This is a genomic window from Isoptericola cucumis (assembly GCF_014635665.1).
GTDB classification, from domain to species: Bacteria; Actinomycetota; Actinomycetes; order Actinomycetales; family Cellulomonadaceae; genus Isoptericola; species Isoptericola cucumis.
This window is the reverse complement of record NZ_BMDG01000009.1, coordinates 123,572-138,580: the sequence shown is the minus strand read 5'-3', so window position 1 is coordinate 138,580 and position 15,009 is coordinate 123,572. Positions and strand designations below refer to the sequence as shown.

Genomic DNA, 15,009 nt, shown 5'->3' with positions numbered 1-15,009 from the left:
TCGGCCGCGGGCTCGTCTTGTACGATCGGGCCCGCGATGGGCGCAGATTCCGACAACACGACCGGACCGCCGGCCGACGGGTCGGGCGGCTCCGACGCATGGTCGGGCACCGCCGCGCTCCTGTCGGCGCTGTCGCCGGTGATGGTGGCGCTCATGGACGAGCTGTCCGACGTCATGTTCTGCGCCAAGGACGCCGCCGGGCGCTACGTCGCGGTGAACCAGGTCTTCGTGCGGCGCACCAACGAGCGCTCCCGCCGGCAGGTGCTGGGCCGGCGCGCCACCGACCTGTTCGTGCCCGAGCTGGCCGAGCGCTACGAGGCGCAGGACGCCGAGGTGCTGCGCACCGGGCGCCCGCTGCGCAACGAGCTCGAGCTCATCCGCCGCGTCGGCGGCACGCCCGGCTGGTTCCTCACCGCGAAGCTCGCGGTGCGCGACGACGCCGGCCGGGTCGCCGGGCTGGTGTCGGTGTCGCAGGACCTGCGCTCCGGCGACGCCGACGACGCGACGATGGACGCGATGGCGCGGCTGGTGGCGGCGGTCGAGGCACACCTGGACACCTCGCCCGGCGTCGGGCTGACGGTCGCCGACCTCGCCCGGATGGCCGGCTCCACCCCCGCCGTGCTGGACCGGCGGGTGCGCCAGGTCTTCGGCCTCTCGCCGCGGCAGCTCCTGCTGCGGGCGCGCGTGGACCGGGCGGCGCACCTGCTGACGTCGACGACCACCCCGCTGGCGCAGGTCGCGACGGCCGCCGGGTTCTACGACCAGCCGTCGTTCACGCGCACGTTCGCGCGGCTCACGGGCGAGACGCCGTCGTCGTTCCGCCGCAGCGCGCGCTGACCCGGCGGACGAGCCCGGCGACCCGCCGCGCCCCTCGGTAGGTTGGTTCGCATGAGCACTCTCGCCCCCACGATCCCCCTCGCCCACGGCGCACGGATGCCGGTCCTCGGCCTGGGCACCTGGCCCATGACCGGCGACGAGGCCGCCACCGCGGTGACGGCCGCGATCGAGTCCGGCTACCGATCGATCGACACCGCGGAGAACTACCGCAACGAGGAGGCGGTCGGCCGCGGCCTGCGCGAGGCGTCCGTCCCCCGCGACGAGCTGTTCGTCACCACGAAGCTCAACAAGGAGTGGCACGGCGTCGACGGCGCCCGGCAGGCGTGCGAGGCCAGCCTCGAGCGCCTCGGCCTCGACCGCCTCGACATCCTGATGATCCACTGGCCCAACCCCGACCAGGACCGGTACGTCGACGCCTTCCGCGGGCTCCTGCAGCTCCGGACCGAGGGCCTCGTCCGCGCGGTGGGCACGTCGAACTTCAAGCCCGCGCACCTGCGCCGGCTGCTCGACGAGACCGGCGAGCTTCCCGAGGTCAACCAGATCAACCTCAACCCCTGGGCGACCCGCGACACGAGCGTGGCCTTCCACCGCGAGCACGGGGTCGTCACCGAGGCCTGGAGCCCCATCAAGCCGGCCGCGATCCTCGACGAGCCGACGATCGTCGAGATCGCGGAGCGCCACGGCCGCTCCCCCGCCCAGGTCGTGCTGCGCTGGGTGACGCAGCAGGGGTACGTCACCGTGCCGAAGTCGGCGTCGCCCGAGCGGCAGCGCGAGAACCTCGCGATCTTCGACCTCGAGCTCTCCGCCGACGAGCTGTCGGCGATCTCCGCGCTCGACCGGGGCGAGGAGCACGTCACCGACTCCGACGCGTTCGGCCACTGACGTGCGGCGACCGCGGCCGGCACGCCCGGCCGCGGTCGACCCGGTCGTTCGCGGTCGGCCCCGTCAGCCGCGGTCAGCCCCCGAGCACCGGCGCGAGCGCCTCGATCAGCTGCTGCACCCCGAGGACGACGAACATCCCGGCGATCAGCACGAGGGCCACGTTGACCAGGGGCTTGTTGCGCCACTGCGGCGGCACGCGGGACGAGTTCATGAGGATCAGCAGCGTGATGGCCAGGAACGGCATGAACAGGGAGCCCAGCACGCCGTAAGCCACGACCAGCGCGATCGGCTGGTCGAGCAGCAGGAGCAGCATCGGCGGGAACGTCAGCCACAGGATGTACGCCCGGTAGTAGGTGCCGCCCGACTTGCGGCGCGGGTCGTCCTCGGACAGCCCGCGCGCGGTCGCGACGAAGTCGGCGAACATCAGCGAGACGCCGTTCCACACGCCGAGCACCGACGAGAACGACGACGCCCAGAACCCGACGAGGAACAGGGGCGCCATGAGCTCCCCGTACCGGTCGGCCAGCACGTCGGCGAGGTCGACGAGCCCGCCCTCGCCGTCGGCGATCGTGACGCCCGAGGAGTACAGCAGCTCGGCGCCCACGATGAGCATCGAGACCACGAAGACGCCGGAGATCACGTACGCCACCGCGTTGTCGATCCGCATGACCTTCATCCAGCGCGGGGTGTGCCAGCCCTTCTCCTTGAGCCAGTACCCGTAGGCGGCGAGGGTGATGGTGCCCCCCACGCCGCCCGCGAGGCTGAGCGTGTAGATGAGCGAGCCCTCCGGGATGCGCGGGACGAGGCCGCCGAGGATCTCGCCGAGGTTCGGCACGGTGAGGATCGCCGAGCCGACGATGGTGAGGAACATGAGGCCGACGAGCACGGCGATGACGTACTCGAACGTCCGGTACTTCCCGAGCCACACGATCGCGGCCCCGATGAGCCCCATGGCGATCGCGAACCAGATGAGGTCGACCTGCGGGAACAGCGCGGCGAGCGGCAGCGCCGAGCTCGACATGGCCGCGGCCCCGTAGCTGAAGCCCCACACCACGATGTAGACGCCGAAGTAGACGCTCGCCCACGCGCCCAGCGACTTCCACCCGTCGAAGATCGTGCGGCCGGTGGCGAGCGACCAGCGCCCGGCGCCCTCCACGAGCACGATCTTGATGACGACGCCGACCACCGCGGCCCACAGCAGCGTGTACCCGAACCGGCTGCCGGCCACCAGGGTGGCGACCAGGTCGCCGGCGCCGATGCCGGTGGCCGCCACCACGAGGCCCGGCCCCACGAGGCGCCAGCGTGGCCGCTCCTCCGGCAAGGCGTGCTGGACAGGGGCCACGTCGACGTCGTCGTCTGCCATGCCGCCAGACGCTAGCAAGTCAGCACCCGTCTCGTGGGCTGCGCCGGACACGGGCTACGGTGTGTCGCGAGGCCCACGATCCCGGGCCGCGCCACCCACGCCGGAACCCCACCCGGGCCGCCGGCACCGTGTCCTGGAGGACCCGTGACGACGACGTCGATCCCCGACTCGCCCCAGCCCACCCCGCCCGAGACCGACCTGCCCGACGCACCCGCGCCCCGCAACTCGTCGCCGCTCGCGACGGCGCACAGCCAGCTCGCCACCGCGGTCGAGGTCCTCGGCTACGACTCCGGCCAGCACCAGATGCTCGCCACCCCCCGTCGCGAGATCCACGTCGCCGTGCCGCTGCGCCGCGACGACGGCGAGACGGTGCTGTTCCACGGCTTCCGCGTGCAGCACAACATCTCCCGCGGGCCCGGCAAGGGCGGGCTGCGGTACGCACCCGGCGTCGACATCGACGAGGTCCGGGCGCTGGCGATGTGGATGACGTGGAAGTGCGGCATCGTCGACCTGCCGTACGGCGGCGCCAAGGGCGGCGTCGCCATCGACCCGCGCGACTACTCCACCGCGGAGCTGGAGCGCGTCACCCGGCGGTACACGTCGGAGATCATGCCGATGATCGGCCCCGACACCGACGTCATGGCCCCGGACATGGGCACCGACGAGCAGACCATGGCGTGGGTCATGGACACCTACTCCGTCAACCGCGGCTACACGATCCCGGCAGTCGTCACGGGCAAGCCGCTGGCCGTGGGCGGCTCGCGCGGGCGCGGCACCGCCACCAGCGCCGGCATCGTGCACGTGACCGCCGCCGCCCTCGAGGAGGCCGGCGTCCCGCTGACCGACGTGACCGTGGCCGTGCAGGGCTTCGGCAAGGTCGGCTCGCACGCAGCCGCGATCTTCGCCGAGCGCGGCGCGAAGGTGGTCGCCGTCAGCGACCAGTACGGCGGCCTGCGCAACGACGCGGGCATCGACGTGAAGCGGCTGCTCGAGCACCTCGCGGCCACCGGGTCGGTCGTCGGCTTCGACGACGCCGAGCCGCTGTCCAACGTCGACCTCCTCGGGCTCGAGGTGGACGTCCTCGTGCCCGCCGCCGTGGAAGGGGTGCTCGACGAGCAGACCGCCGGGCGGGTCCGGGCCCGCTGGGTCGTCGAGGGCGCGAACGGGCCCACCACGACCGCCGGCGACGCGATCCTGGCGAGGAACGGCGTCACCGTGGTGCCCGACGTGCTCGCCAACGCCGGCGGCGTCGTCGTGTCGTACTTCGAGTGGGTGCAGGCCAACCAGACGTACTGGTGGGCCGAGCACGAGATCGCCGAGCGGCTCGAGCACCGCATGACGTCCGCCTACGGCGACGTCTCCGCCCTCGCCCGCCGCCAGGACCTTTCGCTGCGCGACGCCGCCCTCGTCATCGGCATCCAGCGCACCGCCGAGGCGCACCGGATCCGCGGGCTCTACCCCTGAGCGGCGACCTCGCCAGGACCTCCGGCCCGGGGTCCGCGGCCGCCGACGACGTGGTCGTCGCGCGGCTGCGGGCCGCGGGCTGCGTCTTCGCGGAGGACGAGGCCGCGCTGCTGCGGGAGGCGGCCGGCCCCGGCGCCCGCGCCGAGGTCGCGCTGGAGGGGCTCGTGGCGCGACGCGTGGCGGGCGAGCCGCTCGAGCACCTGCTCGGCTGGGTCGCGTTCGCCGGGCGCCGCTGGTCGGTCGGGCCGGGCGTGTTCGTGCCGCGACGGCGGACCGAGCTCATGGTCCGTGCCGCGCTCGCTCTCGCCCGGCCGGCCGGCCCCCTCCTCGCCCAGCCCACCGCACCCGTGACCGTCGTCGACCTGTGCTGCGGGTGCGGTGCGGTCGGCGGCGCGGTGGCGCTCGGTCTCCGCGCGCAGGGTGCCCACATGGTGCTGCACGCGGCCGACGTCGCGGTCGCCGCGACGGACCACGCGCGCCGCAACCTCGAGGCGCTCGGCGGGCGCGTGCACACCGGCGACCTGTTCGACGCCCTTCCTGCCCACCTGCGCGGCGGCGTCGACGTCCTGCTGTGCAACGCGCCCTACGTGCCCACCGACGCCATCGCGACCATGCCGCCCGAGGCGCGCGACCACGAGCCGGCCGTCGCGCTCGACGGCGGCGGCGACGGCCTCGACGTCGTGCGCCGGGTGGTCGCCGGGGCGCGCGAGTGGCTCGCGCCGGGCGGGTCGCTGCTCTTCGAGGTCGGCACCGGCCAGGTCGACGCCGCCACGCGGCTGGTCGGGTCCCACGGCCTGCGGCCGCGCGTCGTCACCGACGACGACCCGGACGCGGACGACGCCACCGGCGGCACCGTCGTCGTCGCCACGTCCGCCGACTGACCCGCAGCGCCGGTGCCGGCCGTCAGCGTCGCAGCGCGAGGGCCACGGGGACGGCCACGGCGAGCGCGGCCGCCGCGGCGGCGGCCACTGCCACGGTCTGGTCGGTGAGGGGCCCCTCGAAGCGCGCCACCGCGATCCAGGCGAGCCCCCAGCCCGCGGCGAGCCCGACGGGCACGGTGACGCTCGGACGCCGCGACCCGTAGACGGCCACGGCGGAGACGACGAGCGCACCGAGGACGACGAGCACGACACCCCAGCCGCTCGCGCCGAGCCCGAGGGCTCCGACCTCGGAGGCGGACAGCGTCGCCGCCGTGTTCGCGAGCGTCGCGACGCAGACCCAGCCGAGGTAGAGCCCGACGGTGACGTCGGTGACGACCATGTCGAGCCGTCCGCCCGGCGGGAGGCGGACGAGTCGCACGAGGATGACGCAGAGGACCGCGACGAGGCACGCGATCACGGCGACGCTGGCCCACAGCCAGCCCGCCTGCACGACGCCGATCCACACGGCGTTCAGCAGCATCGACGCGAGGACCCACCACGCGACCGCCCGCATGCGGCCGTCGGACGCCCGCCCGGGCAGCGCCTGCACGACCGCGAAGAGGACGAGCCCGACGTAGATCACGGTCCAGATCGAGAACGCCGGAGAGCCGGGCGCGACGACGGTCGCGTCCGCGGACAGCGCGCCGTCGGCGGCCTCGGAGACGGGCTGCCCGCCGCCGGCCCCCGACCCCACCGCGGCGCCGGCGACCGCGAGGAGCGCACCGAGCAGCACGACGACCTGGCGGACGCGATCTGCGCCGGTCGGGGCGGTCACCGGACGGGTCGAGGCGGTCATCCCTCCAGCATGCCGAAAGCCGGCATGCAGACCACCCGAGAGCAGGCCATCGGCGACGGCCTCTCGTCGGCGGTCAGGCGCGGGGCTGCTTGTCCGCCCAGTCGGCCAGCGTGAGGCGCGGGCCGGTGAAGAACGGGGTCTCCTCGCGCACGTGGCGGCGGGCCTCGGTGGCACGCAGGTCGCGCATGACGTCGACGATGCGGTGCAGCTCGTCGGCCTCGAAGGCCAGCAGCCACTCGTAGTCGCTGAGCGCGAACGTGCTCATGGTGTTGGCGCGCACGTCCTTGTAGCCCGCGGCCGCCATGCCGTGGTCGCGCAGCATGGTGCTGCGCTCGGCGTCGGGCAGCAGGTACCAGTCGTAGGAGCGCACGAACGGGTACACGCACAGGTAGTCGCGCGGGCGCTCGCCGGCGAGGAACGCGGGCACGTGGCCCTTGTTGAACTCGGCGGCGCGGTGCAGCGCCACGACCGACCACTCGGGCGCCAGGGCCGAGCCGAGCCGCGACGCGCGCAGCCGCTGGTAGGCGCCCTGCACCGACTCCACGGACGGGCCGTGCACCCAGACCATGAGGTCGGCGTCGGCCCGCAGGCCGGCGACGTCGTAGACGCCGCGGACGACGACCTCGCCGTCGGCGCGCTCGGCGACGCGGGCGGCGGTCTCCTGGCCGTCCCACAACGCCGTCTCGGCCTCGGCGACGACGGCGGCACGCTCGGCGTCGTCCGCGGGCAGCGGCTCCGCCACGGAGAAGACGGCGATCATCGCGTACCGGATGGACTCGTTGATCGCCGCGGCGTCGACCGCCTCGCCGGTGTCGCCGTGCACGTGGGACTGGGGCTGTTCGCTCATCGGTGCATGTCCTCGCTGCAGAGTGCCGGGATGCCGCTGGGCTCGGCGTGACGCCGCAGGCAGCAGTCGGGCGGGGTGACGGACGGGAAGGCGGGCAGGGAGCCCACGGTGGCCTGCTCGACCTCGTCGCCGCGCGCGAGGGCGGCGCGCTCGAGGATCAGGTCGACCAGCCCGGACACGAAGACCGGCCGCGTGCCGACGGTGCCGGCGCGCACCGCGGTCATGCCCAGCTCCGTGGCGGTGGCCATGGCCTCGGTGTCGAGGTCGTAGGCCACCTCCATGTGGTCGGAGACGAAGCCGATCGGCGACAGGACGACGTCCTTCAGGCCCTCGCCGGCGCGCTCGGTGAGCAGGTCGTTGACGTCGGGCTCCAGCCACGGCTGCGACGGCGGGCCGGAGCGCGAGCAGTAGGCGAGCTCCCACTCGACGGCGTGCCCGCGCACCTCGGAGACGACCGCGGCGATCACCGCGGCGACGTCCAGGTGCTGCGCGGAGTACGTCGCATGGCCGACGCCAGACGCCTCCTCCATCGTGTCGGGGATGGAGTGCGTGACGAAGACGATCGTGGCGGCGGCGGGGTCGCCGCCCTTGGTCTCGAGCTCCTCGTAGGCCTCGAGCACGGCCTCGGCGTTGGCGGCCACGAAGCCGGGGTGGTTGAAGTAGGAGCGGACCTTGTCGAACTGCACGCCCGTCGAGCCGTCGGGGCCGAGCTGGCCGCGCTTCTCGAGCGTGACGGCGAGGTCCTCGCGGTACTGGCGGCAGCCGGAGTACGACGAGTAGGCGGAGGTGACCAGGGCGACGGCGCGGTTCGCGCCGAGGCGCTCCAGCTCGCCGATCGCGTCGGTGGTGTACGGCTCCCAGTTGCGGTTGCCCCACACGATCGGCAGGTCGATCCCCCGGTCGGCGAGCTCGGCCTCGAGCGCCGCCTTGAGCGCGAGGTTCTGCTCGTTGATCGGGCTCTTGCCGCCGAAGCCGTAGTAGTGCTCGCCGACCTCCTCGAGCCGCGAGTCGGGGATCCCCTTGCCGGCGGTCACGTTGCGGAGGAACGGGACCACGTCCTCCGGCTTGTTCGGGCCACCGAAGGAGTAGAGGAGCAGGGCGTCGTACGGGCCGGGATCGGCCGACCGGGGGGTCATCGGCATGATGGCATCTTCCCACCGGGCGAGACGTCCGCAGGCCCCCCGGACCCTCCGCCCGACGTGACATTGACGGCACACCTTGTCATCTCGACCCCTCGGCCGCCCCCGGGCCCCCGCGCCCTCGTCCTCGTGCCGGGTCGCCGTGGCGGTCCGGGATGTCCGCCTGCGCGGCCCGCAGCCGCTCCAGCAGCTCGGTGAGGGTCTCGAGCTCCTGGGGCGCCAGGCCCTCGCCCACGAACCGTTCGATCGTGCGCACGTGCGCGATCCCGGTCTCGCGCTGCAGCCGCGCCCCGGCGTCGGTGAGCTGCACGAGCGTGCCGCGGGCGTCGTCGGCCGGCACCGAGCGCCGCACCAGCCCGCGTGCCTCGAGGCGCTCGACGAGCCGGGACAGCGACGACTGCGCGAGCAGGATGCCCTCGTTGAGCTCACGCAGCCGCAGCGCTCCGCCGGGCGCCCGCGACAGGGTGAACAGCACGTCGTACTCGCGCATCGTCACGTCGTGCCAGATGTCGTCCGCCTGGAGCCGGCGCATGATCGCCACCTGGGTGCGGAACAGCGACTCCCAGGCGTCGGCCGCCAGCCGGGCGCCCGCCGTCGGGCGGGTCGACGGCGCGGGCTGCGGGACGGGGTCGTGCGACGGCGTCGGCGATGGCGGGGTCACGCCTCGCAGTGTGCCGCAGGCCACCGACGGGCGCCCGGCCGTGCTCGGGGGCGCCGCCCCGTCGGGCCGGGGGCGGTCACCGGCCGAGGCGGCGCTCCCGCTGGGAGAAGTCGCGCAGCGCGCGCAGGAAGTCGACGCGGCGGAAGTCCGGCCAGTAGGCCTCGCAGAAGTACAGCTCCGAGTGGGCGCTCTGCCACATGAGGAACCCGCCCACGCGCTGCTCGCCCGACGTGCGGATGACCAGCTCCGGGTCGGGCTGGCCCTTGGTGTACAGGTGGGCGGCGATGTCGTCGACGTCGATCCGCCCGGCGAGCTCGGCGAGCGTCGTGCCCTGCGCGGCCTCCTCCTTGAGGTAGGAGCGCACGGCGTCCGCGATCTCGTGCCGGCCGCCGTAGCCGACGGCGACGTTCACCTGCAGCCCCTGCACCCCGCGGGTGGCGTCGGCGGCCGAGCGCACGGCGCCGGCGAGCTCGGGCGGCAGCAGGTCGAGGCGCCCGACGACGCGCAGCCGCCAACGCCCCGACTCGGCGAGGTCCTGCACGGCGTCGCGGATGATGTCGAGCAGGTCGGCGAGCTCCTCCTGCGGTCGGGCGAGGTTGTCGGTGGAGAGCATCCACAGCGTCACGACCTCGACGCCCAGCTCCTCCGCCCAGCCGAGGAACTCCGCGATCTTGTCGGCGCCCCGCCGGTGCCCCGTCGCGGCGGTCTCGCCGAAGGAGCGGGCCCATCGGCGGTTGCCGTCGAGGATCACGCCGACGTGCCGGGGCATCTGCGCGGACGGCAGCGAGGTGGACAGCCGCCGCTCGTACAGGCCGTAGAGCAGGTGGGGCAGGCGCACGCGAGACCTCGGAGGATCGGGCCGCGGCACGCCGGCGCTCGACGACGCAGACGCCCGGCGGGCAGGACGGACAAAACCGGGACAACGGTACCGCTCCCCGCAGGTGGGCCGGCCCGTCCGGGCGCTCCGGTCCATGACGCGACGCAACCCGCCGCAGGATCTTCACAGCCCGGCGGTCGACCGTCGTCGCGGCCGTCGCCTACGCTGGCGTAACCTACGGATGCGTAGGTTACTGACGTCCCGAGCGAAGGAGGATCCGTGGCAGCTGCTGCACGACCCGACGGCCGCGCCGACAGGTTCCGCACCGAACGCGACGGCGTGCCCGACGTCAAGGAGGCGGCCCGCGACGCCAAGGAGGCCGTGACCGACGCCGTGCAGAGCATGTCGGAGGCCGCCGCGGCCCAGGCCGCCCGGCTCAAGCCCCACCTGCGCGGCTGGATCCACGCGGTGACGACCCCCCTCGCCCTCGCGGCGGCCGTCGTCCTCGTCGTCCTCGCCGACACCACCGCCGACAAGATCGCGTGCGCCGTCTTCGGCGTGACCGCGGTCATGCTGTTCGGCACCAGCGCCGTCTACCACCGCGGCACCTGGTCCCCGCGCACCGCGGCCGTGCTGCGGCGCCTGGACCACGCGAACATCTTCCTCATCATCGCGGGCACCTACACGCCGCTGGCGGTGATGCTGCTGCCGCAGCGGACGGCGGCGATCCTGCTGGGGATCGTCTGGAGCGGCGCGCTGCTCGGCCTCGTCGCCCGCGTGCTGTGGATGAGCGCCCCGCGCTGGCTGTACGTGCCCGTCTACGTGGCGCTCGGCTCGGTGGCCGTGGGGTACATCCCGCAGTTCGCCGCCGCCGGCGGGGCGGCGGTCGCCTGGCTGGTCGCGTCGGGCGGCGTCGCCTACATCGTCGGCGCCGTCGTGTACGGCACCAAGTTCCCGGACCCCTCGCCCCGGTGGTTCGGCTTCCACGAGATCTTCCACGCGCTGACCGTCGTGGGCTTCACCTGCCACACCGTCGCGATCTACCTCGCGGCGCTGTAGCCGCGGCTCACGGCCGCGGCACGACCAGGTACCGGCGGTTCGCCAGCGACGGGTTCTGCGCCCGCACGTCGGCCAGCGGCTCCGGGTCGAGGTCGACCGTGCGCACCTGCGGGGCGTCGTCGAGCTCGAGCCCGACGACGCCGTCCGGCCCGGCGAGGAGCGAGCGCCCCACAAGCCCCGCGCCCGACAGCGCGACGCCGACGACGACCGCCGTGTTCTCGATGGCCCGCGCGCGCAGCAGCGTGCGCCAGTGGTCGGCCTTGAGCGGCCCCTCCACCCACGCGGCCGGGACCACGATCACCTGCGCGCCGGCGTCGACCAGCCGCCGCGCGGACTCCGGGAACCGCAGGTCGTAGCAGGTCATGACCCCGAACGTGAGGTCGCCCAGCCTGATCACCAGGGGCGGGACGTCCGGAGGACCGGGCTCGAGCCGGTCGGACTCGCGGGTCCCGAACGCGTCGTACAGGTGCACCTTGCGGTAGATGCCGGAGATCTCGCCCTCGGCGTCGACGGCGACCACCGTGTTCGAGGCGCGCCCGTCGCCGCCCGCCACCGGCACCGGACCCGTCACCGCCCGGACCGAGCCCGTCACCGCGGGGATCGGCCCCGTGAAGGCGGACTCCCCGGGCACCGGCGCCGGCCCGCCCAACGCGGGCAGCGTGGTCCCCGCGACGACCGCGATCCGGTAGCGCGCCGCGTTCTCCCGCAAGGCCGTGACGAACGGCCCGTCGAGCGGCTCGGCGTGCTCGGCGCCCACGCCCCTCGGCTCGTACCCGGAGGCGTACTCGGGCAGCAGCAGGACGTCGGCGCCGACCCGTGCCGCGGCGACGAACGCCTCGGCGACGGCCTCCCTGTTGGCGGCGTGGTCGGCCGAGCCCGCGAGCTGGCCGACCGTGACGCGCACCGGGGTGCTCATCCCCGGCTCCCTGGCTCGCCGTCACCCTCCGTGGCGTCGTCCGCGGTGCCCTCGCCATCCCCGGCCGGTCCGCCCTCGGCGTCGCCCTGGGGGGCCGGGCGGCGCCCGAAGGCGATCCGCTTCGGCTCCTCCACCGGGATCCCCTGCTCCTGGGCGTTGCGGGTGGCGCGGCGCAGGTGCCGGGTGAGGGACAGGAACAGCAGCACGCAGGCCACGGCGACGGCGAACGTCGCGAGGAACCCCGCGAGCCCGGGGGTGACCTCCAGCTCGGACGGGCCCTGGCTGGGGCTCGGGGACGGCGCGGACGCCGCCCACAGCGCCACGAGGCTCATCGGCCCTCCTCCCGCAGCCCGGCGAACAGGTCGTCCTCGGGGAGCTCGGTCGGGACGCGGGCGTCCGCCAGCTCGAACTCCTCCGTCGGCCAGACGTCGGCCTCGATGTCCCGCGGCACGGCGAAGAAGAAGCCCTCCGGGTCGATCTGCGAGGCGTGCGCGACGAGGGCGGCGTCGCGGCGGTCGAAGTAGTCGGCCGCATGGACTCGCGTCGTCGCCTCCCGCTCCGGGATCTCGCGTGCGGCCCGCGACTCGATCCAGTCGCCGAACGGCGACTCGAGGCCCGCGCCCTGCATCGCCTCGTGCACCGCGCGGAGACGCTCCATCGAGAAGCCGTGGTTGTAGTAGAGCTTGCGCGGCGTCCACGGCTCCGCCCCGCCGTCGGTCACGTACCGGGACGCGTCGCCCGCCGCGTGGTAGGCCTCGTACGCGACCTCGTGGCACTTGATGTGGTCGGGGTGCGGGTAGCCGCCGGACGGGTCGTAGGTCGTCATGACGTGCGGGCGGAACCGGCGCACCAGCTCGACGAGCGGCGCGGACGCCTCCTCGAGGGGCTGCAGCGCGAAGCAGCCGTCCGGCAGCGGCGGGAGCGGGTCGCCCTCCGGCAGGCCGGAGTCGACGAAGCCGAGCCACGTCTGCCGGACGCCGAGCGCCGCGGCGGCGTCCGCCATCTCCAGGCGGCGCACGGCGCGCCGGCCCTCGACGGAGTCGAACTCGTGCCCCTCGGGGACCTCGAAGCTCGGGTTGAGCACGTCCCCGCGTTCGCCGCCGGTGCAGGTCACGACCAGCACCTCGACCCCCTCGGCGGCGTACCGCGCGGTGGTGGCGGCACCCTTGCTGGACTCGTCGTCGGGGTGCGCGTGCACCGCCATGAGTCGAAGGGGTTCGTGCGGGGCGAAGGACACAGTCCCTCCCGGGTCGGTCGGCAGCGGGCTTCAGGGACAATGGTGCACCATGAGCGACCCCGGCACCTCCACCCCTCCGGCCGAGCCTCCGGCCGACCGGTACGGCACCCGCGCACCCCGCCGACGGTCCGGGCGGGGGCGCACCGTGGCGGTCGTGGCGGGCCTCGCCGCCGCGGTGGCGGTGGTGGCCTGGTTCTCGTTCGACCAGAGCCGCGACCAGCCGGTCTCGTTCGACGCCGTCGGCTTCGAGGTCCAGGGCCCGGAGCGGACCGACATCACCTTCCAGGTGCACATGCCGCCGGGCACCACGGCCGTCTGCACGGTGGACGCGCTGGCCCCCAGCTACGCGCAGGTGGGGACGCTCGACGTGCCGGTCGGCCCCGCCGACGAGTCGACCTCCACCTACACCGTCCAGATCCACACCTCGGAGGAGGCCACGACGGCCGTCGTGGCGGACTGCGCGACCACGAGCTGAGCGTCGCGGGACCACGGTCCGGACGTTCGCCCAGGGCAAAGCCTTGGGATCCGCTCGATTTCGGGGCTATCCTGAGGGATTCACACGCAGTCCTGCACCAACCGACGCGCGTGCCGACGCGCGTCGGCCGTACGCGCGCGGCCCGGAGCAGGCCCACGAGCACCACGAAAGGAGAGCCCTCGTGACCGAGAGCACCGTCACCTGGCTCACCCAGGAGGCTCACGACCGGCTGAAGGCCGAGCTGGAGCACCTCTCCGGCCCGGCCCGCACCGCGATCGCCGAGCGCATCGCCGCCGCCCGCGACGAGGGCGACCTCAAGGAGAACGGCGGGTACCACGCCGCGCGCGAGGAGCAGGCGAAGAACGAGGCCCGCATCCGCGAGCTCACCGAGAAGCTCCGCCACGTGCAGATCAGCACGCCCGCGGACGACGGCATGGTCGAGGCCGGGATGGTGGTGGACGCGGTCGTCGCCGGCGACGAGATGACGTTCCTGCTGGGTTCGCGCGAGATCGCCGGGACCACCGACCTCGACGTCTACTCCCCCACGTCGCCGCTGGGTGCGGCGATCGACGGGCACAGCATCGGCGAGACGGTGACGTACACCGCCCCGAGCGGCAAGGAGATCGCGGTCGAGATCAAGTCCGCGACGCCGTTCGCGAGCTGAGCGACGGCCGCGGACGCCGCGGCCCCGAGCACCGCACCGAGACCCGGGTCGACGCCGGGCGCTCCCAGGGAGCGCCTCGCGACGGCCCGGGTCTCGGCATGTCCGGAGACGGCCCACCCCGGGCACGCGACCCCGAGAAATCTCACGATCCGAGACGGATGACCGGTCCGGGCAGGGCCGCCCCGACCCCCGCCTGTCCGTTGACCTGGCAACGAATAGTCCCCGCCCGCTCACCGGGTCCCGGTCGAGAAAGGGTCATGTCCCAGGTGGGGTTCTTCCCCGGACTCGTCTATGGTCGATGGCGGTATGGACACGACGGACACCGCAACGACCAACCACCCGACCGACGAGCACGGCCCCCAGGGAGCGCCACCGCAGGACGTGACGATCCGGACCCCGACGACGTCCGACGGCGGCGCCATGTGGCGCCTCGCCCGCGACACGGGGTCGTTGGACCTCAACTCGTCCTACGCCTATCTGCTGCTCGCCCGGCACTTCGCGGGCACCTCCCGGATCGCCGTCCTGGGCGACGGCGCGTCCGCCGAGGCCGTGGGATTCCTGTCCGGCTACCGGCTCCCCGAGGACCCCTCCTGCCTCTTCGTGTGGCAGGTCGCGGTCGACGAGCGGATGCGCGGCCTGCGGGTCGCCGCCCGGCTGCTGGACGCGGCCGTCGACGGCTCCCCCGGCGTCACGCGCGTGGAGACCACCGTGACGACCGACAACGTCGCGTCCCGCCGCCTGTTCTCCCGCTGGGCCGAGCGGCGCGGCGCCACCCTCACCGAGACCACCGGCTTCACCGAGGCGCACTTCCCGGACGGCCACGAGGCCGAGCCCCTGCTGGTGATCGACGGCATCCGCGGCCGCTGACGGCGCCGCACACTCTTCGGGTTGCGCCGGTCCGGCGCGCAGGTGACGACGCAGCCCCTTCACAC

17 protein-coding genes are annotated in these 15,009 nt (G+C 74.1%); 8 read left to right on the top strand and 9 right to left on the bottom strand.

Features of this window, described 5'->3' with window-relative positions; translation table 11 throughout:
- Positions 1-36 precede the first annotated feature (36 nt).
- Positions 37-837 (top strand): helix-turn-helix domain-containing protein, encoded by an 801-nt coding sequence (locus IEW03_RS13980; RefSeq protein ID WP_188524305.1) that lies wholly within the window; start codon positions 37-39, stop codon positions 835-837.
- Between the two features lie 51 nt (positions 838-888).
- Positions 889-1,719 carry an aldo/keto reductase gene (locus IEW03_RS13975; protein WP_188524304.1) on the top strand — a complete coding sequence of 277 codons (831 nt, stop codon included), beginning with the start codon at positions 889-891 and terminating at the stop codon, positions 1,717-1,719.
- Between the two features lie 73 nt (positions 1,720-1,792).
- Here IEW03_RS13975 and IEW03_RS13970 read toward each other — a convergent pair whose 3' ends face one another.
- Complete coding sequence (locus IEW03_RS13970; RefSeq protein WP_188524303.1) at positions 1,793-3,082, bottom strand: Nramp family divalent metal transporter; 1,290 nt, start codon at positions 3,080-3,082, stop codon at positions 1,793-1,795.
- Between the two features lie 144 nt (positions 3,083-3,226).
- Between IEW03_RS13970 and IEW03_RS13965 the strand changes: the two genes are divergently transcribed.
- Both IEW03_RS13965 and IEW03_RS13960 read left to right on the top strand, forming a co-directional pair.
- Positions 3,227-4,546 (top strand): Glu/Leu/Phe/Val family dehydrogenase, encoded by a 1,320-nt coding sequence (locus tag IEW03_RS13965; protein WP_188524302.1) that lies wholly within the window; start codon positions 3,227-3,229, stop codon positions 4,544-4,546.
- A gap of 50 nt (positions 4,547-4,596) precedes the next feature.
- Positions 4,597-5,427: a putative protein N(5)-glutamine methyltransferase gene (locus tag IEW03_RS13960; RefSeq protein ID WP_229738088.1), complete on the top strand. Its 831-nt coding sequence runs from the start codon at positions 4,597-4,599 to the stop codon at positions 5,425-5,427.
- 22 nt (positions 5,428-5,449) lie between these two features.
- Here IEW03_RS13960 and IEW03_RS13955 read toward each other — a convergent pair whose 3' ends face one another.
- From IEW03_RS13955 to IEW03_RS13935, 5 genes are all read right to left on the bottom strand, one after another.
- Positions 5,450-6,262, bottom strand: a complete 813-nt coding sequence (locus IEW03_RS13955; protein ID WP_188524301.1) for a TspO-related membrane protein — start codon at positions 6,260-6,262, stop codon at positions 5,450-5,452.
- Between the two features lie 73 nt (positions 6,263-6,335).
- Positions 6,336-7,109: a hydrogen peroxide-dependent heme synthase gene (gene hemQ / locus IEW03_RS13950; RefSeq protein WP_188524300.1), complete on the bottom strand. Its 774-nt coding sequence runs from the start codon at positions 7,107-7,109 to the stop codon at positions 6,336-6,338.
- The gene (locus IEW03_RS13945; RefSeq protein WP_188524299.1) at positions 7,106-8,251 is read right to left on the bottom strand and encodes a ferrochelatase; all 1,146 of its coding nucleotides are present in this window, start codon (positions 8,249-8,251) and stop codon (positions 7,106-7,108) included. Before IEW03_RS13945 ends, hemQ begins: the two co-directional genes overlap by 4 nt.
- A gap of 79 nt (positions 8,252-8,330) precedes the next feature.
- The gene (locus tag IEW03_RS13940; RefSeq protein WP_229738079.1) at positions 8,331-8,909 is read right to left on the bottom strand and encodes a MarR family winged helix-turn-helix transcriptional regulator; all 579 of its coding nucleotides are present in this window, start codon (positions 8,907-8,909) and stop codon (positions 8,331-8,333) included.
- Positions 8,910-8,985: 76 nt separating this feature from the next.
- Complete coding sequence (locus tag IEW03_RS13935; protein ID WP_229738077.1) at positions 8,986-9,747, bottom strand: isoprenyl transferase; 762 nt, start codon at positions 9,745-9,747, stop codon at positions 8,986-8,988.
- Between the two features lie 258 nt (positions 9,748-10,005).
- Here IEW03_RS13935 and trhA point away from each other — a divergent pair, with 258 nt between their 5' ends.
- Complete coding sequence (gene trhA / locus IEW03_RS13930) at positions 10,006-10,785, top strand: PAQR family membrane homeostasis protein TrhA (RefSeq protein WP_371870629.1); 780 nt, start codon at positions 10,006-10,008, stop codon at positions 10,783-10,785.
- Between the two features lie 7 nt (positions 10,786-10,792).
- Here the strand turns inward: trhA and IEW03_RS13925 are convergent, their stop codons facing one another.
- The 3 genes from IEW03_RS13925 to mca are packed head-to-tail and all read right to left on the bottom strand — an operon-like array spanning position 10,793 to position 12,905.
- Complete coding sequence (locus IEW03_RS13925) at positions 10,793-11,701, bottom strand: carbon-nitrogen hydrolase family protein (RefSeq protein WP_188524297.1); 909 nt, start codon at positions 11,699-11,701, stop codon at positions 10,793-10,795.
- Entirely contained in the window at positions 11,698-12,033 is a 336-nt protein-coding gene (locus tag IEW03_RS13920) for a hypothetical protein (protein WP_188524296.1), read from the bottom strand. Before IEW03_RS13920 ends, IEW03_RS13925 begins: the two co-directional genes overlap by 4 nt.
- The gene (mca, locus tag IEW03_RS13915; RefSeq protein WP_188524295.1) at positions 12,030-12,905 is read right to left on the bottom strand and encodes a mycothiol conjugate amidase Mca; all 876 of its coding nucleotides are present in this window, start codon (positions 12,903-12,905) and stop codon (positions 12,030-12,032) included. Before mca ends, IEW03_RS13920 begins: the two co-directional genes overlap by 4 nt.
- Before the next feature lie 82 nt (positions 12,906-12,987).
- Here mca and IEW03_RS13910 point away from each other — a divergent pair, with 82 nt between their 5' ends.
- The 3 genes from IEW03_RS13910 (at position 12,988) to ectA (ending at position 14,944) form a co-directional block, all read left to right on the top strand.
- Positions 12,988-13,413 carry a DUF4307 domain-containing protein gene (locus tag IEW03_RS13910; RefSeq protein WP_229738068.1) on the top strand — a complete coding sequence of 142 codons (426 nt, stop codon included), beginning with the start codon at positions 12,988-12,990 and terminating at the stop codon, positions 13,411-13,413.
- A gap of 181 nt (positions 13,414-13,594) precedes the next feature.
- Positions 13,595-14,077, top strand: a complete 483-nt coding sequence (greA, locus tag IEW03_RS13905) for a transcription elongation factor GreA (protein WP_188524293.1) — start codon at positions 13,595-13,597, stop codon at positions 14,075-14,077.
- 306 nt (positions 14,078-14,383) lie between these two features.
- Positions 14,384-14,944 (top strand): diaminobutyrate acetyltransferase, encoded by a 561-nt coding sequence (gene ectA / locus IEW03_RS13900; protein WP_188524292.1) that lies wholly within the window; start codon positions 14,384-14,386, stop codon positions 14,942-14,944.
- Positions 14,945-15,009 lie beyond the last annotated feature (65 nt).